General features: G+C 75.2%; 17 protein-coding genes. 4 read left to right on the top strand and 13 right to left on the bottom strand.

All coding sequences use genetic code 11. From position 1 onward, the window contains the following. Positions 1 to 34 precede the first annotated feature (34 nt). The 6 genes from ACUXPL_RS08430 to hrcA form a co-directional block, all read right to left on the bottom strand. The gene (locus ACUXPL_RS08430) at positions 35 to 1360 is read right to left on the bottom strand and encodes a hemolysin family protein (protein ID WP_180535638.1); all 1326 of its coding nucleotides are present in this window, start codon (positions 1358 to 1360) and stop codon (positions 35 to 37) included. 11 nt (positions 1361 to 1371) lie between these two features. Further along, positions 1372 to 1845, bottom strand: a complete 474-nt coding sequence (gene ybeY, locus ACUXPL_RS08425) for an rRNA maturation RNase YbeY (protein ID WP_180535639.1) — start codon at positions 1843 to 1845, stop codon at positions 1372 to 1374. Continuing rightward, a complete protein-coding gene (locus ACUXPL_RS08420; RefSeq protein WP_257643239.1) occupies positions 1835 to 2872 on the bottom strand; it encodes a PhoH family protein in 1038 nt (345 codons plus the stop codon). Before ACUXPL_RS08420 ends, ybeY begins: the two co-directional genes overlap by 11 nt. Before the next feature lie 76 nt (positions 2873 to 2948). Beyond that, positions 2949 to 3710 (bottom strand): 16S rRNA (uracil(1498)-N(3))-methyltransferase, encoded by a 762-nt coding sequence (locus ACUXPL_RS08415; RefSeq protein WP_180535640.1) that lies wholly within the window; start codon positions 3708 to 3710, stop codon positions 2949 to 2951. Beyond that, positions 3707 to 4840: a molecular chaperone DnaJ gene (gene dnaJ, locus ACUXPL_RS08410; protein ID WP_180535641.1), complete on the bottom strand. Its 1134-nt coding sequence runs from the start codon at positions 4838 to 4840 to the stop codon at positions 3707 to 3709. Before dnaJ ends, ACUXPL_RS08415 begins: the two co-directional genes overlap by 4 nt. Before the next feature lie 75 nt (positions 4841 to 4915). Continuing rightward, complete coding sequence (gene hrcA, locus ACUXPL_RS08405; protein WP_180535642.1) at positions 4916 to 5929, bottom strand: heat-inducible transcriptional repressor HrcA; 1014 nt, start codon at positions 5927 to 5929, stop codon at positions 4916 to 4918. A gap of 170 nt (positions 5930 to 6099) precedes the next feature. Here hrcA and ACUXPL_RS08400 point away from each other — a divergent pair, with 170 nt between their 5' ends. Next, positions 6100 to 6960, top strand: a complete 861-nt coding sequence (locus tag ACUXPL_RS08400; RefSeq protein ID WP_454183187.1) for a DUF3097 family protein — start codon at positions 6100 to 6102, stop codon at positions 6958 to 6960. Between the two features lie 93 nt (positions 6961 to 7053). Then, positions 7054 to 7473, top strand: a complete 420-nt coding sequence (locus ACUXPL_RS08395) for a DUF4870 domain-containing protein (RefSeq protein WP_002854682.1) — start codon at positions 7054 to 7056, stop codon at positions 7471 to 7473. Positions 7474 to 7488: 15 nt separating this feature from the next. Here the strand turns inward: ACUXPL_RS08395 and hemW are convergent, their stop codons facing one another. Both hemW and lepA read right to left on the bottom strand, forming a co-directional pair. Beyond that, positions 7489 to 8769, bottom strand: coding sequence for a radical SAM family heme chaperone HemW (hemW, locus tag ACUXPL_RS08390; protein WP_180535644.1), 1281 nt, complete (start codon positions 8767 to 8769; stop codon positions 7489 to 7491). After that, positions 8770 to 10629, bottom strand: coding sequence for a translation elongation factor 4 (gene lepA / locus ACUXPL_RS08385; RefSeq protein WP_129044192.1), 1860 nt, complete (start codon positions 10627 to 10629; stop codon positions 8770 to 8772). Between the two features lie 111 nt (positions 10630 to 10740). Here lepA and ACUXPL_RS08380 point away from each other — a divergent pair, with 111 nt between their 5' ends. After that, the gene (locus ACUXPL_RS08380; RefSeq protein WP_454183185.1) at positions 10741 to 11403 is read left to right on the top strand and encodes a type II toxin-antitoxin system PemK/MazF family toxin; all 663 of its coding nucleotides are present in this window, start codon (positions 10741 to 10743) and stop codon (positions 11401 to 11403) included. A 195-nt stretch (positions 11404 to 11598) separates the two neighbouring features. Beyond that, the gene (gene rpsT, locus ACUXPL_RS08375; RefSeq protein ID WP_002854699.1) at positions 11599 to 11865 is read left to right on the top strand and encodes a 30S ribosomal protein S20; all 267 of its coding nucleotides are present in this window, start codon (positions 11599 to 11601) and stop codon (positions 11863 to 11865) included. 102 nt (positions 11866 to 11967) lie between these two features. Here the strand turns inward: rpsT and holA are convergent, their stop codons facing one another. From holA to leuS, 5 genes are all read right to left on the bottom strand, one after another. Beyond that, complete coding sequence (holA, locus tag ACUXPL_RS08370; protein ID WP_180535647.1) at positions 11968 to 12987, bottom strand: DNA polymerase III subunit delta; 1020 nt, start codon at positions 12985 to 12987, stop codon at positions 11968 to 11970. A 10-nt stretch (positions 12988 to 12997) separates the two neighbouring features. Continuing rightward, positions 12998 to 15598, bottom strand: coding sequence for a ComEC/Rec2 family competence protein (locus ACUXPL_RS08365; RefSeq protein WP_454183183.1), 2601 nt, complete (start codon positions 15596 to 15598; stop codon positions 12998 to 13000). After that, positions 15595 to 16452: a helix-hairpin-helix domain-containing protein gene (locus ACUXPL_RS08360; protein ID WP_454183181.1), complete on the bottom strand. Its 858-nt coding sequence runs from the start codon at positions 16450 to 16452 to the stop codon at positions 15595 to 15597. Before ACUXPL_RS08360 ends, ACUXPL_RS08365 begins: the two co-directional genes overlap by 4 nt. 129 nt (positions 16453 to 16581) lie before the next feature. Further along, entirely contained in the window at positions 16582 to 17556 is a 975-nt protein-coding gene (locus ACUXPL_RS08355) for a DegV family protein (protein ID WP_454183179.1), read from the bottom strand. Between the two features lie 46 nt (positions 17557 to 17602). Next, entirely contained in the window at positions 17603 to 20110 is a 2508-nt protein-coding gene (leuS, locus tag ACUXPL_RS08350) for a leucine--tRNA ligase (RefSeq protein ID WP_454183177.1), read from the bottom strand. Positions 20111 to 20228 lie beyond the last annotated feature (118 nt).

The raw sequence follows: 20228 nt of genomic DNA, 5'->3' as shown, positions 1-20228 counted from the left end.
CTTGTCAGGCGGGGCGTGGGGTGGGGCGGCCGGCTCAGGCCACGGGGTCGGCGGACGTGGCGCCGTGGGCCTGCTCCTCGTGCCGGCGCAGCCGCACCGGGCGGTCGGAGGTCTCGGAGACGCGCAGGCGCGCGACCCGGTTGCGGCGGGGCTCGAGGGTGTCCGCGACGAGCTCGATCCCCTGGACCACGACGCGCGAGCCCTGGATCGGGACACGGCCGAGCTCCTTGGCGAGGAGGCCGCCGACCGTGTCGACGTCGTCGTCCTCGTCCTCCTCTGGCAGCTCGAACTCCTCCCGGAAGTCGTGGATGCCCATGCGCGCGTCGACGGAGTAGACGCCGGGCGCGACGGACTCCACCTCGGGGCGGTCCGGGTGGTCGTCCTCGTCGTAGATCTCGCCGACGATCTCCTCGATGAGGTCCTCGAGGGTCACGAGCCCCGCCGTGCCGCCGTACTCGTCCACCACCACGGCCACGTGGGTGGACTCGCGCTGCAGCTCCTGCAGGAGGGTCGCCACGGACTTCGACTCGGGGACGAAGCGGACGTCGCGCATGACCTCGGTGACGGGGGTGTCGGTCGCAGCGCCGTCGTGGTGCAGGGCGCGGGTGACGTCCTTGAGGTGCAGCATGCCCCGGATGTCGTCGGCGTCCTCGCCGATCACCGGGATGCGGGAGTTGCCGGAGCGCAGGAACAGGGCCATGGCCTGGCCGAGCGTGTGGTCGGCGTCGATCGTGACGACGTCGGTGCGCGGCACCATGACCGAGCGGACGATGGTGTCGTTCATGGAAAACACCGACTGGATCAGCTCCGCCTCGGAGTCGGCGAGCACGTCCGCGTCGTGGGCGCGGGCGACGAACTCGCGCAGGTGGCGCTCCTGGAAGTCGTCCTCGTCCTCCGGCTCGACCTCGCGACGGCGCCGGTCCCGGTCGAGGCGGGCGGCGAGCGGGCCCAGGGCCCGGCGGAGCACCCACACGAGCCCGCCCAGGCGGCGGGCGACGGCGGCCTCGTTGCGGGAGCCGATCGGCCGCGGGCTCCAGACGCCCAGCAGGGCGGCCACGCCCACGAGCACGACCGCGGCGATCGCCACGGCGAGCCACGTGTCGTCCACCACCGCGTCGGCGGCCGCGGTCAGGCACACGGCGGACAGGGCCTCGGCCACGAAGCGCCAGACCCGCAGGGCCCCGAGGTGGCTCTCCCGCTCGCGGGCGATCTCCAGGACCTTGGAGCCGGGCTGCTCGCGGACGATGTCCTCCGCGTCCCGCCGGGAGAGGTAGGAGAACGCGGACTCGGCCAGGGACAGCGTCCAGGTCAGGCCGAGGAAGACCAGGAAGAGGGCGAAGAGGACGGCGGGTGTCAGCATGGGCGGTGCCGTCAATCCTCGACGGTGGGGGCCGGGGCGGGCCGGCCGAGGACCTCGGAGACGAGCCGATCCTGGAGCGTGAACATCTCCTCGCGCTCGGCGTCCTCGACGTGGTCGTACCCGAGCAGGTGGAGCATGCCGTGGGTGAGCAGCAGGAGCAGCTCGTCGTCACGGGAGTGCCCGCCGCGCGCCGCCTGCTCGGCGGCGACCTCGGGGCAGAGCACGACGTCGCCCAGCACGCCCTCGGCCGGCGTTTCGGGCGAGCCGGGGGTCAGCTCGTCCATGGGCAGGCTCATCACGTCGGTCGGCCCGGGCAGGTCCATCCACTCCTCGTGCAGCTCGGCCATGCGTGCGGCGTCCACGACGGTCACGGCCGTCTCGGCGCGCTCGTGGACGTGCAGGCGCGCGTACACGTGCCGGGCCATGTGCAGCAGCGCGTCCTCGGGGACCTCGATCCCCGACTCGTTCAGGATCTCAACGGCCACGGCGGGCCCCTCCTCGCTTCGGGGCCCGCTCCGCGGGGCCGCGGGCGGCGTCGTAGGCGTCCACGATGGCGCTCACCAGCGAGTGCCGGACCACGTCCGAGGAGTCGAAGCGGACCATCTCCAGGCCCTCGATCCCCTCGAGCACCTCGACGGCCTGGGCCAGGCCGGACTGGGTGCCGCGCGGCAGGTCCACCTGCGAGGTGTCGCCCGTGACGACCATGCGGGCACCGAAGCCGAGGCGGGTCAGGAACATCTTCATCTGCTCGCCGGTGGTGTTCTGGGCCTCGTCGAGGATCACGAACGCGTCGTTCAGGGTGCGGCCGCGCATGTACGCCAGCGGGGCGACCTCGATGGTCCCGGCCTCCATCAGCCGCGGGATCGACTCGGGCTCGATCATGTCGTGCAGCGCGTCGTACAGGGGGCGCAGGTACGGGTCGATCTTCTCGGAGAGCCCGCCGGGCAGGAAGCCGAGCCGCTCGCCGGCCTCGACGGCCGGGCGGGTGAGGATGATGCGGTTGACCTCCTTGGCCTGCAGCGCCTGCACGGCCTTGGCCATGGCCAGGTAGGTCTTGCCGGTGCCGGCCGGTCCGATGCCGAAGACGACGGTGGAGCGGTCGATCGCCTCCACGTAGTCCTGCTGGTGCAGGGTCTTCGCGCGGATGCGGCGGCCCCGGCCCGAGAGGATCGAGTCCAGGTGCAGCTGACCCGCGCCGCGCCCGGTGGCGGCGTCGCGGACGTGGTGGACGACCTGGCCCATCACCTCGGGGGTGACGGCCTGGTCGCGGCGGGCGATCGAGCGCAGGTCCTCGACGACGCGCCGCACCGAGGCCACGTCGGCCACCGGCCCGGCCAGGTCCAGCCGCTGGTCGCGGACCGTGACGTCCACGGTGGGGAACACGCCGCCGAGGATCCGCAGCAGGGCGTCCTGCGGTCCGAGCGTGCGGACCATGAGGTCGGCGGTCTCGAACGCGACCCCCTCGTGCGCGGTGGCGGGCGGGGTCGGGGTCGTGGGGGGCACGGTCACGATGGGGCGGATCACCTCGGGGTCGTGGGGGCGGGACGTCCCGTCCAGTCTAGGCGTCTGCGCGTCGTCCTGCCGGGGCTCACCAGCGGCCGAGCCGGTGCTGGAGCACGGCGAGGGCGGCGGGGCCGGCCGTGGAGGCGCGCAGCACGTGCGGGCCGAGCCGCACCGGCACGGCCCCCGCGGCCACGCAGGCCTCGAGCTCGGCCGGGCCGATCCCGCCCTCGGGGCCCACGACGACGGCGATCTCGGCGGCCGCGGAGAGTCGCTCCACGGGCACCGCGGACACCCCGTGCTCCGCGTCCTCGTGCAGCACGAGGACGAGCCGGCCGCCGTCGTCGTCCCGGACCAGCCCGGCGACCGCCGTCCCGGAGACGTGGTCCCGGACCGCGGGCACCCGGGCGCGACGCGCCTGCTTGGCGGCCGCACGGGCCGTGTCAGCCCACTTCTGGCGGGCCTTGGCGGCCTTGGGGCCCTTCCAGCGGACGATCGAACGCTCGGCCTCCCAGGGCACCACGGCGTCCACGCCGAGCTCGACGGCGGCCTGGACCGCCATGAGGTCCCGGTCGCCCTTGGCGAGGGCCTGGACGAGCACGAGCGCCGGGGTGGGCGCCGGCTCCTCCGCCACCGCGTCCAGCCGCACGGACACCGCGTCCGGGGCGGCGGCGAGCACGGTGCCGTGGCCGAGCGTGCCCGACCCGTCGGCCAGGAGCACGGCCTCCCCGGGGGCCAGCCGCATGGCCGCGGCGGCGTGCCGGGCCTCGGGGCCACCGAAGACGACCTCCGCGCCGGCGCTCGCGCCGGCCAGGGCGCCCGGCTCGAGGTGGAACAGGGGGGCGGTCACAGGTTCCTCAGGTTCTCCCGCAGCCGGGCGAACATGCCCTTGGCCTGGGGTGCACCGTGCACGACCTCCTCGCCGCGCACCTCGGCCAGGCGCTGCAGGAGCTGGCGCTGCTCGTCGTCCAGGTCGGTGGGCGTGGTGACCACCACGTCCACCTTGAGGTCGCCACGGCCCTGCCCGCGCAGGCGGCCGACGCCCAGGCCGTGGAGGACCTCGACGTGGCCGGACTGCACGCCCGGGTCCAGGCTGACGGACTGCTTGCCGTCCAGGGTGTCCAGCGTGACGGTGGTCCCCAGGGCCGCGGCGGCCATGGGGACGGTCACGGTGGTGGCCAGGTGGTCGCCCTCGCGGCGGAAGGTCTCGTCCGGGCGGACCGCGATCTCCACGTAGAGGTCGCCGTTCGGGCCGCCGCCCGGGCCGGCCTCGCCGCGGCCGGCGAGGTGGATGCGGGTGCCGTCGTCCACGCCCGCGGGGATGCGCAGGGTCAGCGGCGTCCGGGTGCGGACGCGGCCCTGCCCGTCGCACTCGTGGCAGGGCGTCGGGATGACGGTGCCGAACCCCTGGCAGGCGGGGCAGGCCTCGGTGGCCATGACGGTGCCCAGCAGCGACCGCACGGGGCGCTGGATCATGCCGTGGCCGTGGCAGGTCTGGCAGGTCTCCGGCTGGGTGCCGGGCTCGCAGCACGAGCCCTCGCACCGCTCGCAGCGCACGGCCGTGTCCAACTCGATCGTCTGCTCGCCGCCGAAGACGGCGTCGCGCAGGTCGATCCGCGCGGTCACCAGGGCGTCCTGGCCGCGGCGGGCGCGGCTGGCGGGGCCGCCGCGGCCGCCCTGGCCGGCGGCGTTCATGAAGGTCTCGAAGATGTCGGCGAAGCCCCCGAAGCCGCCCGCCCCGCCGAAGCCGCCCGGGAAGCCGGCCTGGCCGTTCTCATTGCCCGTCGTGTCGTAGGCCCGGCGCCGGCCCTCGTCCGAGAGCACCTCGTAGGCGTGGGAGATGCGCTTGAACTGCTCGGCCGCCTCCGGGTCGGGGTTGACGTCCGGGTGGTGGGTGCGCGCGAGCTTGCGGTAGGCGCGGCGGATCTCCTCGGTGCTGGCGTCACGGCTGACGCCGAGCGTCTCGTAGTGGTCGGTCACGGTGGGGATTCCTCTCGGGGAGAGCGGGACGTGGGGCGATGCGGGACGGGGCCCGCCGGGACACGCGGAGGCGCGTCAGGTGGTCAGGATGCGGGAGAGATAGCGGGCGATCGCCCGGACGGCGGCCATGGTGCCCGGATAGTCCATCCGGGTCGGGCCGATGACGCCGACCTTCGCCACGGCGCCGGGGCCGTAGGCGGCCGCGACCACCGAGGTGTCCGCGAGCGATCCGGCGTTCTCGGACCCGATCCGCACGGACACCCCGTGGGCGTCCTGCTCCATCTCCGTGAGCAGGCGCAGCAGCACCACCTGCTCCTCGAGCGCCTCCAGGATCGGCCCGATGGACGCGCCGAAGTCCCCCGGGGAGCGGGCCAGGTTGGCGGTGCCGGCCAGGACGATGCGGTCCTGCCGGCCGGCCTCGAGCAGGTCGTGGACGGCCGCGGCCACGAGGGCGGCGGACTGCCGGTGCTCCGGGCGGACCCGGCTGACGACGTCGTCCACCACGGTGGCCGCCGGCACCGGACCGAGCCCCAGCAGGGCGTCCAGCAGGAGGCCGCGGAGCACGGACAGCTCCGCCTCGTCGACCGGCCGGTCCAGGACGGCGTGCCGCTGGTCCACCCGTCCCGTGGACAGGATGAGGACCACGAGCACCCGCGTGGGCGTGAGGGAGACCAGTTCGAGGTGGCGGATCGTGGAGCCGTCCTCGTGGGGGAACTGCGCGACGGCGACCTGCTGGGTCAGCTGGGCCAGGAGGCGCACCGTGGACTCCATCATGTGCTCGGTGTCCGTCTCCGGGTCCAGCAGGGTCCGCACGGCCCGGCGCTCCGCCGGGGACAGCGGCTTCACCTCGGAGAGGCGGTCGACGAACACGCGGTAGCCCTTGTCCGTGGGGACGCGCCCGGCGGAGGTGTGCGGGGCCACGATGAGGCCCTCCTCCTCGAGCGCAGCCATGTCGTTGCGCACGGTCGCGGAGGACACGCCCAGGGCGTGCCGTTCCACGAGCGCCTTGGAGCCCACGGGCTCGCGCAGCGCCACGTAGTCCTCCACGATCGCCTGGAGCACCTGCAGGCGGCGGGGCTGCTCCGACATCTCGGTCCTCCTCTGGTCCGTCGGGATCCGGGGCGACCCCGGAGGTGCCCCTGGCTGGCACTCCGGCGGGTCAAGTGCCAATGCTACCGTCCGACCCGGGGGACGGCCCGCCGGGCCTGCACGGCTTCGCTCACGGTGATCGCCCGCCCCCGTTGCTACCGTGCTCTCCCATGGACTGGAGCAGCTGGGGCCCCGCGGGCCACGACGACCTGACGCGCCGCCCCGCCCGGACCGTCCCCGATGTGCCCGCCGCCCCCGGCACGGTGGTCGAGGACGTGGCCTCCGGGTTCACCGGGGCCGTGATCGGCATCGAGCGCTCCGGCGGCGTGCACGTGGTGGTCCTGGAGGACCGCCGCGGCGTGCGCCGCGGCTTCCCCCTCGGCGGCGGCTTCTGGATCGACGGCGAGCCCGTGACCCTGGTCCCCCCGGCCGCCGCGGCCCCGGCGGCCCCGGCCCGCACCGCCTCCGGCTCGCGACGGGTCGAGGGGGCGCGGGCCCGCACCGCCCGCGCCTCACGCATCTGGGTGGAGGGCGTGCACGACGCCGAGCTGGTGGAGAAGGTGTGGGGCGAGGACCTGCGCCTCGAGGGCATCGTGGTGGAGCCCCTGCACGGCGTGGACGACCTCGCCGGGGCGATCCGCGCGTTCGCCCCCGGCCCGCGGCGCCGGCTCGGGATCCTCGTGGACCACCTCGTCACCGGGTCCAAGGAGGAGCGCCTCGCGGCCGAGGCGATGCGCGTGCCGGGGGCCGCGGGCAACGTGCTCATCCTCGGCCACCCCTACGTGGACGTCTGGCAGGTCATCAAGCCCTCCGTCCTCGGCATCCCCGCGTGGCCCGTCGTGCCGAAGGGACAGGACTGGAAGACGGGGATCCTGCGGGGACTGGGCTGGCCGCACGGGAGCAAGGAGGCCACGGGGCTGGGGTGGAAGCGGCTGCTCTCCCACGTCACCACGTACGCGGACCTCGAGCCGTCCCTGCTGGGCCGCGTGGAGGAGCTCATCGACTTCCTCACCGCCGCACCCGAGCACTGATCTCGGCGCGGCCACCGCCCGCCCGCGCTATGCTGGCCCATGCCCTGCGCCCGGTCCCGGCGCGCGGGTCCCGCGATCCAGGAGGAGCCCCTCGTGAACACCCGCGCGCAGCCCGACGCCGGCCGCACCGGCCACGGCCCGCCCGCCTGGCTCGTCTCGGCCGGCGGCCGCGGCGCCCCGCTCACGGCGAAGCAGGACCGTGACCGCGCGGCGCTGGCCCACCTCAGCCTGGCGTTCGGCGTGCTCGGCCCGCTGGTCGTGTGGCTGCTCTACCGCGACCGCGGCCCGTTCACCTCGCAGGAGTCGCGCGAGGCCCTGAACTTCTCCGGGCCGCCCACGCTCATCACGCTCCTGTTCTTCTTCCTGTCCCTGCTGCCGGTGGTCGGCCCGATCTTCGCGATCCTCGGCGCGCTCACGTGGGCCGCCATGGCGGTCTACGGCGTGATGGGCGCCTCGCACGTGTCCAAGGGCCGTCCGTTCCGGTACCCGTTCAACCTGCGCATCCTGCGCTGACCCGGGGCCGGCCGGTCAGAAGCCTGCCAACGCCCGGACGATCGCGTCGTTGCGCAGCCGCCCCTCGAGCGTGGGGACGATGCGGCCGTCGACGGCGGCGCGCCCGTCCAGCAGGCCCGCGGCGATGAGTTCGGCGATCGCCCCGCGGATCCGCGCGGCCTCCCCCGGCGTCTCCGAGACGAGCTCCGCGGTCGGGAGCCCGTCCACCGTGCGCACCGCGAGCATGATGCGCTCGAGTCGCCGCGCGTCGGCGTCGGGCCGCTCGCGGCCCACGGCGGGGGTGACCCCCGTGGCCAGCCGCTGCGCGTAGGCGGCGGGGTGCTTGGCGTTCCAGAACCGGACGCCGGCGAGGTGCGAGTGCGCGCCCGGGCCGATCCCCCACCAGTCCTGGTCCTCCCAGTACGCCACGTTGTGCCGCGCGCGGTGGACCCCGGACCCCCGCGGGTCCCGCGCCCAGTTGGACACCTCGTACCAGCGGTAGCCGGCGGCGCCGAGCAGCTCCTCGGCGAGCAGGTACTTGTCCGCCTGGTCGTCGGGGTCCACGTCCGCCACCTCGCCGCGGGCCACCTGGGCCCCGAGCTTGGTGCCCTCCTCCACGATCAGCGAGTACGCGCTCACGTGGTCCGGGGCCAGGGCGACGGCGGCCTCGAGCGTGGCCCGCCAGTCGGCGAGGGACTCCCCCGCGGTCCCGTAGATCAGGTCCAGGGACACCTCCAGGCCGGCCTCGCGGGCCGCGGCGACGGCGGCGGGCACGGACTCGGGCCGATGGGTGCGCTCGAGCGTGGCGAGCACGTGCGGCACCGCCGACTGCATGCCCAGGGAGAGGCGGGTGAAGCCGCCGGCCGCGAGCTGGCGGGCGTACTCCGGGGTGATCGTGTCCGGGTTGGCCTCGGTGGTCACCTCCGCGCCGGGCGCGATCCCGAACCGGTCCACCGCCGCCTGGAGGATGCGCACGAGGTCCGCGGCCGGCAGGAGCGTGGGCGTGCCGCCGCCGAAGAACACCGTGTGCAGCGGGCGGGCGGGCACGTCCGAGGACGCGAGCACGTCCGCGGCGAAGTCCAGCTCCGTGACCGCCGACTCCCAGTAGTCGCCGCGACCCGCGCCGGGGCCGAGGTCGACGGCCGTGTACGTGTTGAAGTCGCAGTAGCCGCAGCGCACCGTGCAGAACGGCACGTGGACGTACAGGCTGAAGGTGCGCGCCGCGCCGTCGCGGGCGGCCGCGCGCACCCGCTGCCCGACGTCGGCCGGCAGCCGGCCGTCGTCGGGGACGGGCTCGCCGAGGGGCAGGGCGGGCACTTACTTCTTCGCGGCCTGGTCGGCGCCGGCGCCGTCCGAGGACAGGGCGGCGATGAAGGCCTCCTGCGGGACCTCGACCCGGCCGACCATCTTCATGCGCTTCTTGCCCTCCTTCTGCTTCTCGAGCAGCTTGCGCTTGCGGGAGATGTCGCCGCCGTAGCACTTGGAGAGCACGTCCTTGCGGATCGCGCGGATGTTCTCACGGGCGATGATGCGCGAGCCGATGGCGGCCTGGATCGGCACCTCGTACTGCTGGCGCGGGATCAGCTCCTTGAGCTTGCCCGTCATCATCACGCCGTACGCGTAGGCGTTGTCCTTGTGGGTGATGGAGGAGAACGCGTCCACCTGTTCGCCCTGGAGCAGGATGTCCACCTTGACGAGGTCGGCGACCTGGTCGCCGTCGGCCTTCCAGTCCAGCGAGGCGTACCCCTTGGTGCGGGACTTGAGCTGGTCGAAGAAGTCGAACACGATCTCGGCCAGCGGGATCCAGTAGCGGATCTCCACGCGTTCCTCGGAGAGGTAGTCCATGCCCTTCAGATTGCCGCGCTTGGCCTGGCACAGCTCCATGACGGCGCCGATGAACTCGGCCGGCACGATGATCGTGGCCGAGGCCATGGGCTCGCGCACCTCGAGGATCTTGCCCTCGGGGAACTCGGAGGGGTTGGTCACGGTGACGACCTCACGGTCCTCCCGGGTGACCTCGTAGACCACGTTGGGCGCGGTGGAGATGAGGTCGAGGTCGAACTCGCGCTCGAGGCGCTCGCGCACGATCTCCAGATGCAGCAGACCGAGGAAGCCGACGCGGAAGCCGAAGCCGAGCGCGACCGAGGTCTCCGGCTCGTAGACGAGCGCGGCGTCGTTGAGCTTGAGCTTGTCCAGGGCGTCACGCAGCACGGGATAGTCCGAGCCGTCGATGGGGTACAGGCCCGAGAACACCATGGGCTTGGGGTCCTCGTAGCCACCGAGGGACTGCTCCGCCGGGTGGGCGTGGTTGGTGACCGTGTCGCCCACCTTGGACTGACGCACGTCCTTCACGCCGGTGATGAGGTAGCCCACCTCGCCCGCGGCCAGGCCCTTCGTGGGCACGGGCTCCGGGGAGGAGACGCCGATCTCGAGGAGCTCGTAGGTGGTGCCCGTGGACATCATGCGGACCTTCTCTCGCGGGGAGAGCCGGCCGTCCACGACGCGCACGTACGTGACGACGCCCCGGTAGGTGTCGTACACGGAGTCGAAGATCATCGCGCGGGCCGGGGCGTCCGCGTCGCCCTCCGGGCCGGGGATGGCGCGGACCACGCGGTCCAGCAGCTCCTCGACGCCGACGCCCGTCTTGCCGGAGACGCGCAGCACGTCCTCGGGCTCGCAGCCGATCAGGGAGGCCAGCTCGGCCGCGTAGCGGTCCGGATCCGCGGCGGGCAGGTCGATCTTGTTGAGCACGGGGATGATCTCCAGCTCGTGTTCCATGGCGAGGTAGAGGTTCGCCAGGGTCTGGGCCTCGATGCCCTGGGCGGCGTCCACCAGCAGGATCGCGCCCTCGCACGCGGCCAGCGAGCGGGAGACCTCGTAGGTGAAGTCGACGTGCCCGGGGGTGTCGATCATGTTCAGGGCGTAGTCCACCCCGTCCACGGACCAGGGCATGCGCACGGCCTGGGACTTGATGGTGATGCCGCGCTCACGCTCGATGTCCATGCGGTCCAGGTACTGCGCCTTCATGTCGCGGGGCTGCACGACGCCGGTGGCCTGCAGCATGCGGTCCGCCAGCGTGGACTTGCCATGGTCGATGTGGGCGATGATGCAGAAGTTGCGGATCACCGAGGGGTCGGTGGCAGCGGGCACCGGGGGGTTCGACGCCAGGGGCGACACGGGCACTTCCTCTACGGGTGACGGGGACGGGACTCTGACCGCCTAGTCTCTCATGATCCGCCGCCGACCCGACCCGGACGCCGGGCCCGCGCGTCCACTAGATTCACGCCCATGGCCTTCGACCTGCATCGCGCCCTGTCCCTCGGCCGCCGGACGGCACGCCTGATCGGCGCCCTCCGCGACGACGCCCGGCCGCGTCGGGCCGCCTCCGAGGCCGGTCGGCGGGCCGGCGACCGGAGCGGCCCGTCGCCCTTCCCGGGCCCGCCCGGGCCTCCCGGGCCCGCGTGGGACCCCACGGAGCCCACCGACTCGTGGCCGATGCCCGGGCCCGGGCAGGAGCGCCGGCCCCGGCGACAGGACGCCGGCCGCCACGTGTCCCTGCCGGACTTCACCGGGACCGTCCGCGTCGAGTACGCGCCCGTGCCCGGGCCGACGGCCGGGCCGGGCGAGGTCGTGTGGACCTGGGTGCCGTACGAGGAGATGGACGGCCGGGGCAAGGACCGCCCCGTGCTCCTGATCGGCCGGGACGGGGTGCACCTGCTCGGGCTCATGCTGACCAGCCGGGACCGGAACAACGCCCTGGCCCGCGACGAGGACTACGTGGACGTGGGCTCGGGCGCCTGGGACCGGTCCGGCCGCGCCTCGGAGGCGAAGCTGGACCGGGTGGTCCGCGTGGATCCGGCCGCGGTGCGCCGGGAGGGCGGCGTCCTGGACCGGGCGGCCTTCGACCGGGTCACGGCCGCGCTGGCCCGCGCCCGGCGGCGGGGGCGCTGAGTCGGCCGCGCGGATCGCGGGGTCTGGGTGGTAGGATCGTCCGCATTGTGTCCGCCGGTCGACGGGCACCCCCGGAACGGGTCATCATCGGTGTTCCCCACGCCGCTCAGTCCACGGATCCGGGCACCCTCCACGACCCCCTGTTCATGCGGCGCCCGGACCCTCGTCCGCGCCGCCGACGACGAAGGACCCGATTTGGCTAACATCAAGTCCCAGAAGAAGCGCATCCTCACCAACGAGAAGGCGCGCCAGCGCAACGTCGCGGTGAAGTCCGAGCTGAAGACCGCCATCCGCGCCGTGGACAAGGCCGTCGCCGCCGGCGAGGCCGAGGCCGCCGCCGCCGCGCTGCGCACCGCCTCCCGCAAGCTGGACAAGGCCGCCTCGAAGGGCGTCATCCACAAGAACCAGGCCGCGAACCGCAAGTCCGGCATCGCCGCCCGCGTGAAGGCCCTCCTCGGCTGATCCACGCCCCCGGCTGTGACCGCGGCCCCCGCCCCGAGCGATCGGTGCGGGGGCCGCGTCGTGTCCGGGCTGCCCCCGTGGGGTGCCGTCCGGCGGCGCCCGTCAGCGGCTGACGGCGGTGGCCACGCGGATCACCGCGCGCTCGACGGCGAACTCCGGGTTGCGGGAGGCGCCCTTGGCCTCGGCGTCGGCCTGGGCGATCCACTCCACGGCCTGCGCGATGCCGGCCGCCGTCCAGTGCCGCGCCGCCTGCTGGATGTAGCGCACCTGGAACGGGGCCACCCCGAGCAGGGACGGCAGCTCGGCGGCGGGCCGGCGGGCGTCGATCATCCGCGCCACCTGCCGCGCCTTGAGCGCGAGCGCCGCGGTGATCATCACCGGGTGCACGCCGGTGGCCATCGCGTGCCGCACGAGGGACACGGCCCTCGCCGCCTGCCCCTCGAGCGCCGCGTCGGCCACCGCGAAGCTCGTGGCCTCCACGCGGCCGCTGTAGTAGGTGTCCACGGTCTCGACGGTGACGACGCCCTCGGTGTCGTCGACGAGCTGGGCGCACGCGGCCGCGAGCTCCGTGAGCGAGGCGCCGGTGGCGCGGATGAGCGCGCGGGCCGCCTCCTCGTCGATGCGCCGACGCCGGTCGCGGAACTCGGCCTGCACGAAGGCCAGCCGCTCCTCGTCCTTCTTCAGCGGCACGCACTCCACCACCGTGCCGGCCTGGGCGACGGCGTCCAGCAGCCTCTTGCCGCGGGTGCCGCCGGTGTGGCGCAGCACGAGCGTGACGTCGTCCGCGCCGGGGCCCTGCTGGACGAGGCGCAGGGCGTCCTCGAGGAACGCGTCGTTCATGGCCTCGAGGCCCTCGACCGTGATGAGGGTGGGCTCGGCGAAGAGGGACGGGCTGGCCGCGGTGGCCAGCTGGCCGGGCTGGTACTCCCCCGCGCGGAGCCGGTGGATCTCCAACTGGCCGTGGCGCTCGCGCAGAGCCCGGGTCACGCGGTCCGTCACCCAGCGGGCGGCATGGTCCTCGGGCCCCTTGAGGAGCATGAGCGGGGCGGGCTCGGCCCTCCGCCAGGCCAGGGGGTCGGTGCGGCCGGCTCGGCCGGAACGGGGGCTGCGGGCGGCGGACATGCGTCCCATCCTAGGGTCCGGTGCGGACGCTCGAGGGCGGGCGGACGGTGTGGGCCGCGATCTCGGGCGCGCCGTCGGGGTCGGGGCCGTCCGCGGCCGTGAGGGCCAGCGTGCCGTGCAGGTCCGTGCGGGCCACCGGCCCGAGACGGCCGAGCGCGTCCACCGTGGCCCGGTGGGGGTGTCCATACGGGTTGTCGGCGCCCACGGAGACCACGTGCAGGCGGGCGCCGGCCGCGCGCGGCACGGCCGTCCCACCGTTGCGGGCCCCGTGGTGGGCGACCTTGAGCACGTCCACGCGCGGCGGTGCGGCGGCATCGGACCGGCGTCCCGCGACCCATGCCGCGGAGGCGTCCTCCTCCATGTCGCCGGTGATCAGCGTCGTGACCGGACCGGCCCCGCTCTCGACCGTGACCAGCACCTGGGCGGAGGCGTCGTTCTCCTCGGGGGCCCGCCCGTCGGCGAGCAGCACGTGCCACCGCACCGGCCCGGCCGTGCCCGTCGCGCCGGTGCGGAGCCGTGCCGCGTCGGCGGGCGGGTCGACGCCGTCCGCCTCGCCGCCGCGCCCTCCCCTGCCCTGCCCCGGTGCGTCCCGGGTCGCGTAGTGCACCGCCCCGGGGGAGGCGCGGTCGACCACGCCGGCCAGCCCCCCGGCGTGGTCGGCGTGCAGGTGGGTGAGCAGCACGGCGTCCACCCGGTCGACGTCGAGGTCGTCGAGGCAGCGACTCGCGACCTCCGGCTCGGGCCCGACGTCGACGACGACCCCCGCGCGCGGGCCGGACCGGAACACGGCCATGTCCCCCTGGCCGACGTCGCAGAACGCCACCGCCCAGTCCGGCGGGGCCGCGCCCGAGGCCCGCGGCACGAGGACCGCCCCGACCGCACCCGTGGTGGCCGCGGCCAGCGCGGCGGCGAGCACGACCAGGGCGGGGAGGCGCTCGCGGGTCCGCGGCGCGCCGCGGCCGACACGCCGCACCGGGGCGGCCCGGCGTCGTTCGAGCAGGAGCACGGCGGCGAATCCGAGGAGCGTCGCGGCCACCAGCAGGACGCCCAGCCCGGCGCCGAGGGCCCCGGCCGGCCACGGGCGCAGCGCCCCGGGCAGGGAGGCGCTGGTGTGGGCGACCCACCCGATCCAGGCCGCGGGCCACTGGATCACGGCGACGAGGGCGGCGGCGATCCCCGGCGCAGGCAGGGCGAGGGCCGCGGCGAGGGTGCCCAGGACGGTCACGGGCGGCACGGCCGGGGCGGCCAGCAGATTGGCCGGCACCGCGTAGGCCGACACCTCACCGGTCATGGCCAGGATGATCGGCTGGCAGGCCAGGTGGGCGGCCACGGTCACCGCGAGCGACGCCGAGAGCCACCGCGCCACGACGTCGGGCAGCACCCGGCCGAGCCCGGCGTGCAGCGCACGGTCGAGGGGCGCGCCGCCCAGGACGATGCCCGCGGTCGCGGCCAGGGAGAGGTGGAAGGCCGGTTCCACGGCGAGGGCCGGCACCGCGACGAGCAGGGCCGTGCCGCCCACCGTCAGGAGTCCGAACGCCTGCCGCGCGCGGCCGAAGAACACCGCGAGGGCTCCGAGGGCGCCCATCACGGCCGCCCGGAGCACGGACGGCTCCGGCCCCACGACGACCACGAACACCCCGAGGGCCGCCAGCCCGGCGCTGAGGACCACCGCCCGGTGCACCCGCGCGCAGCGCAGGGTGATCGCGACCGCGCCGAGGATCATGGCCACGTTCGCCCCGGACACGGCAGACAGGTGCGACAGGCCCGAGGCCTTCATGGCGTCGTCGAGGGCGGGCCCCTGGGCGGAGCGGTCGCCCAGCACCAGCCCCGGGATGAGCTCCGGCGCCGCGCCGACCGTGCCCTCCGCGGACTGACGGAACGCGGCGCGCAGCGCCTCCCGCCGCGGCGGGCCCGGCTCGCCGCCGGTGGCCCCGCCTGCCGTCTCCGCCCCGCCGGGGCAGGGACCCGGCCGCGGGACGGCCGCGGCGGCCAGGAACACGGTGGAACCGGACCTCGACGGCCGGGCCACCACGCACACCAGCGATCCCGGCCCGCCGCCGGGGGCCGCCGTCCCGTCCGACGGCGCGGCGATCGTCTCGGGCGGTGGGCCCCCGCCCGTGAGTCGGGCCGTCGCGGCCGCCTCGGGGGCTCGCGGCGGGTGACCGAACGCCTCGACCCGCACGGGCACGCTCCAGCGCGGACCGAAGGCCGCCTCGCTCCGGGTGGCGGGCCCGTCCAGGGTCAGCTCGAGCCGCAGCGGTGAGCCGGCGTGCACCGCGCCGGTCCAGCCGCTGCCCTCGGCCGCGGCAGTGGGCCCGGCCGAGTGCTGCAGCATCAGCGCCGCGGCCACGCCGGCCAGCGCCGCCGCGGTGGCCACGCCCCGTATCCGACCGGTCGAGCGGGCGGCACCCAGGACGGCGGCCGCGGCGACGGCCAGCCCCGTGAAGGCCGCTGACGAGCGGGCCGGGGCGTCCCAGCCGACGCCGAGGATCCCGAGGGTCAGGCAGGCGAGCAGGGCGGGCACCCACCGGGCCTCGAGCGGGCCGGGCACCTCGCGGCGCCGGGCGCGGCGGTCCACGGGATCGCTGGGCGGGCCCGGGGCCGGACTCACCACGAGACGAGGTCACGCAGCCGGTCGAGCGTGGCCGGGCCGATGCCGGGCACCGCGTCCAGGTCCTGCAGGCCGGTGAACGGGCCGACCGTCTCGCGGTGGGCGATGATCTTCTCCGCCGTGGCGGGGCCGACGCCGGGCAGGGTCTGCAGGACCGCGGCGTCGGCGGTGTTCAGGTCCACGGTGCCGCCCCGCTCGGCACCGCCCGGCTCGCCTCCGGCACCGGCCCCGCCCGTGGTCGGCGTGGGCTGCGCCTGCGCGGCCCCGGCCACCCGGTCCAGGGCGTCCTGCGGCGTGTGGGCAGAGGGGACGAGGACCTGTTGGCCGTCGTCCAGCGGGGCCGCGAGGTTGATGCGCTCCGCCCGGGCGTGCCGGGTCGGGCCGCCGGCCGCGTGCACGGCGTCGGCCACCCGGGAGCCCGGCGCGAGGCTGACCACTCCCGGCCGGGCGACCTCGCCCACCACGTGCACCCGCAGCGGGCCGGACCCGGCGGGCTCGGGCGCCTCCCCCGACGGCCCCGCCTCGGACGTCCGCGCGTCGGTGCCCGCCGCCGACGGGGCGGCGGAGGACGCGCCGGTCTGCGAGACGCCTGCACCGGCCGCGGCCGCCGGGATCGCCGCGGGCGGCGCCGGGGTGGTCAGCCAGGCCACCGCCCACCAGGCCGCCGCGGCGACGAGCAGCACGGTGACGGCCAGCAGGGCCGACCGCCACCGCAGCACCGGGCCCCGGGGCGGGGTGCGCTCCCACCCGGACGCGGCGTGCGGGCCGGCCGTGTCGACGTCGGGGACGGCCGCGGGCGCGGGGTCCGGGGCGAACGCGGGCGGATCGTCGCAGAGGCGGTGGCTGGGGCTCATGCGGGCAGTCTGCGTCCCCGTCGCCGAGTCGGGCGCGTCCCGCACCCGGCCTGGGGATCACCACCGCGGTCCGGGGCGGTGTGCAGGAACGGACGCGCCCGTCTCCTCGGCTCGCCTGCACGGGAGGCCTCAGTCCCCCGAGCCCCCCGTGGGCGATTCCAGCGGGCAGATCACCACACCCAGCGCGCCCAGTCCCAGGTGCGCGGCGAGCACGGCGGGCAGCTCGACGACGGGCACGGGCGTGGTGGAGATCGGCTGGAGCCGCTCCGCGAGCTGCGCGGCCGTCTCGGGGTCGCCGTACTCGTGCACGGCGATCCGCACCGGGTCCTCACCGGCCCGCTCGGTCGCGAGCTCCGCGAGCCGGTCGACGGCCCGGGCCGCGGACCGCGGGCGGTCGACCAGGCCGATCGCGCCGTCGTCGACAGCCATGACGGGGCGCACCTGCAGCAGCGTGCCCAGCAGCGAGGCGAGCCCGCTGATCCGCCCGCCCCGGCGCAGCTGCTCGAGGCTGGGCACCGTGAACAGCACATGGCTGGAGTCCACGGTGGCCTCGAGCCGCTCGCGGATGCGGGCCACGGGCATGCCCACCCCCGCGTCCACGGCGGCGTCCACCACGGCCATGCCCAGCGCGAAGCCCACGGTGCGCGAGTCCACCACGGTCACCGGGCGCTCGGCGTCCGCGGCGGCCACGCGCGCGGCCTCCACGGTGCCGGAGAGCTCGCCGGAGAGGTGGACGGAGAGGATGCGTGCGTAGCCGGCGCGGGCCAGCTCGGCGTAGGCCGTCCGGAACGCGCCCGGCGAGGGCCGGGAGGTGCGCACCGGGGTGCCGGCGGCCAGGGCCAGCGGCAGCTCCAGCGCGAGCTCGTCCGTGCCCTCCGTGTGGATCTGCTCGCCCACCATGACGGGCAGCGCCACCTGGCGGATCCCGGCAGCCAGACCATGTCCGAGGACGGCACCGGGCAGGGCCGCGGCCGAGTCCGTGACGACGGCCGTGCGGTCCCGGCGGGGCGGGCGCAACCCGTAGCGTGCCCGCCCGGCCAGCTGGGAGCGGCGGGAGCGCAGGCGGACGAGCGCATCGTCGCGCCACTGCTCGATGCTCGCCACGGCCTGCCTCCTCTCCCCCGGCCCGGTCGGGGCCGGTCTCACGCGGTCAGCGGATCACCAGGTTCACGAGCTTGGGCTCGCGCACGATCACCTTGACGATCTCGGCGTCCCCGATGAAGTTCCGCACCTTCTGCGACGCGCGGGCGCGCGCCTCGAGGTCCTCGGCGGTGATGTCCGCGGGCACCTCGAGGGTGTCGCGGACCTTGCCCTTGACCTGGACGACGGCCGTGACGGTGTCCTCGACCAGCAGCGCCTCGTCCACCGCGGGCCAGCCGGCGCGGACCACGGAGGGCTCGTGGCCCAGCAGGACCCACATGTCCTCGGCCGTGTACGGCGCCACGAGGGAGAGCAGCACGGCCACGGCCTCGGCGGCCTCGCGGACGGCGGGGTCGGCCGCGCCGGCGCCCGCGTCGATCTCCTTGCGGGCCGCGTTGACCAGCTCCATCGTCTTGGCGACGACCACGTTGAACTTGCCGTCGTCCAGCAGCTGCTGGGCCTCGTGCACGGTCCGGTGGGTCACCCGGCGCAGGGCCACGGCCCCGTCCGCCGGGTCCGTGCCGGCCGGGGCGCCCGTCGCGCGGACGTCACGGGCCAGGCGCCACGCGCGGGCCAGGAACTTGCCGGCCGCCCCCGGGGCGACGTCGGCCCAGTCCACGTCGTCCTCGGGCGGCGAGGCGAACACCATGGTCAGGCGCACGGCGTCGACGCCGAACTCGTCCAGCTGGTCGCCCAGGTCCACGCCGTTGCCCAGCGACTTGGACATGGCCTTGCCGCCGTTGAGCACCTGGCCCTGGTTGAGCAGGGCGCGGAACGGCTCGGTGAAGGGCACCAGGCCGAGGTCGTGCAGGGCCTTGGTGAAGAAGCGGGCGTACAGCAGGTGCAGGATCGCGTGCTCCACGCCGCCCACGTACTGGTCCACGGGCAGCCAGCGACGCAGGGCGTCGGGGTCGAAGACGCGGGCGTCGTCGTTCGGGGACGCATAGCGGAGGATGTACCAGGACGAGTCCACGAACGTGTCCATGGTGTCGGTGTCCCGTCGCGCGGGGCCGCCGCACTGCGGGCAGTCCACCTCGACCCACGACGTCGCCGCGGCCAGGGGCGACTGGCCCTTCGGGGCGAGCTGCTCGCCCTTGAGGTCGGTCGGCAGGGTGACCGGCAGCTGGTCCTCGGGCACGAGCACCTCGCCGCAGTCCGGGCAGTGGACCACGGGGATCGGGGTGCCCCAGAAGCGCTGACGGGAGAGCAGCCAGTCGCGCAGGCGGTACGTGGTGGTGCCCCGGCCGGTGCCGCGCTCCTGCACGATTTCGATGGCCCGCGCGATGGCCGCGGTCTTGTCCAGGCCGTCGAGCTCGCCGGAGTTCACCAGGATGCCCTCGCCGGTCGTCGCGACGCCGGAGACCGCTGGGTCCTCCTCGCCGGTGTCCAGCACGGTGCGCACGGGCAGGCCCATGGCGCGGGCGAAGTCGAGGTCGCGCTGATCGTGGGCCGGCACGGCCATGATGGCGCCCGTGCCGTAGTCGGCCAGCACATAGTCCGAGGCCCAGATCGGCAGGCGCTCACCGGTCAGCGGGTTCACGGCGTGGCGGCCCAGGAACACGCCGCTCTTCGGGCGGTCCGTGGCCTGGCGGTCGATGTCCGAGACCTTCTTCAGGTCCTCGCGGTACGCCTCGAGTTCGGCCCGCACGTCGTCGCCGGCGAGCTCGGCGGCCAGCGGGGCGTCGGCCGCGACCACCATGAAGGTCGCGCCGTGCAGCGTGTCCGGCCGGGTGGTGAAGACCGTGACGACGGGGCCGTCCTCGACCTGGAAGTCGACGTGGGCGCCCTCGGAGCGGCCGATCCAGTTGCGCTGCATGGCGAGCACGCGCTCGGGCCAGTGGCCGGTGAGCTGGTCCATGTCGTCCAGCAGGGCGTCCGCGTACTCGGTGATGCGGAAGTACCACTGGTTCAGGGTCCGCTTGGTGACCTCGGTGCCGCATCGCTCGCAGCGGCCGTCCACGACCTGCTCGTTGGCGAGCACCGTCTGGTCCTGGGGGCACCAGTTGACCGGGGAGTCCTTCCGGTACGCCAGGCCCTTGCGGTACAGCTGCTGGAACAGCCACTGGGTCCACCGGTAGTACTCGGGGTCCGAGGTGTGCAGCTCACGGGACCAGTCCACGGCGATGCCGTACCGCTGGAAGGAGCGCTTCTGCGTCTCGATGTTCGCGTAGGTCCACTCGGCCGGGTGGGCGTCGCGCTTGATGGCGGCGTTCTCGGCCGGCAGGCCGAAGGAGTCCCAGCCGATGGGGTGCAGCACGTCGAAGCCGCGCTGCATCCAGTGGCGCGCGACGACGTCGCCCATCGCGAACGCCTCGGCGTGCCCCATGTGCAGGTCGCCCGACGGGTAGGGGAACATGTCGACCACGGTGCGGGTCTCGGAGCCGTCCTCGCGCGGGGCGAACGTCCCGGCCTGCTCCCAGTACCCGGCCCAGCGGGCCTCCACGTCGCGGAACGAGTACTCCGCGTCGGCGGGGATGCTGGGGGTGGCCGGCACGGCGCTGTCGGGGGTCTGGCTCACGGCGGTTCGAATCCTCACGCAGTCGGGATGGGGCGCCGGCCCTCGGGCGGCGCGGACGGGGCCGGCGGCACGGCCGGCCACCCCATCCTACGGCGACGGCGCCCCGGCTCGGCCGCAG

It is taken from the genome of Micrococcus sp. 140720015-1, assembly GCF_053627595.1.
The sequence above is the reverse complement of the archived record's forward strand: the minus strand, read 5'-3'. Positions and strand labels throughout refer to the sequence as shown.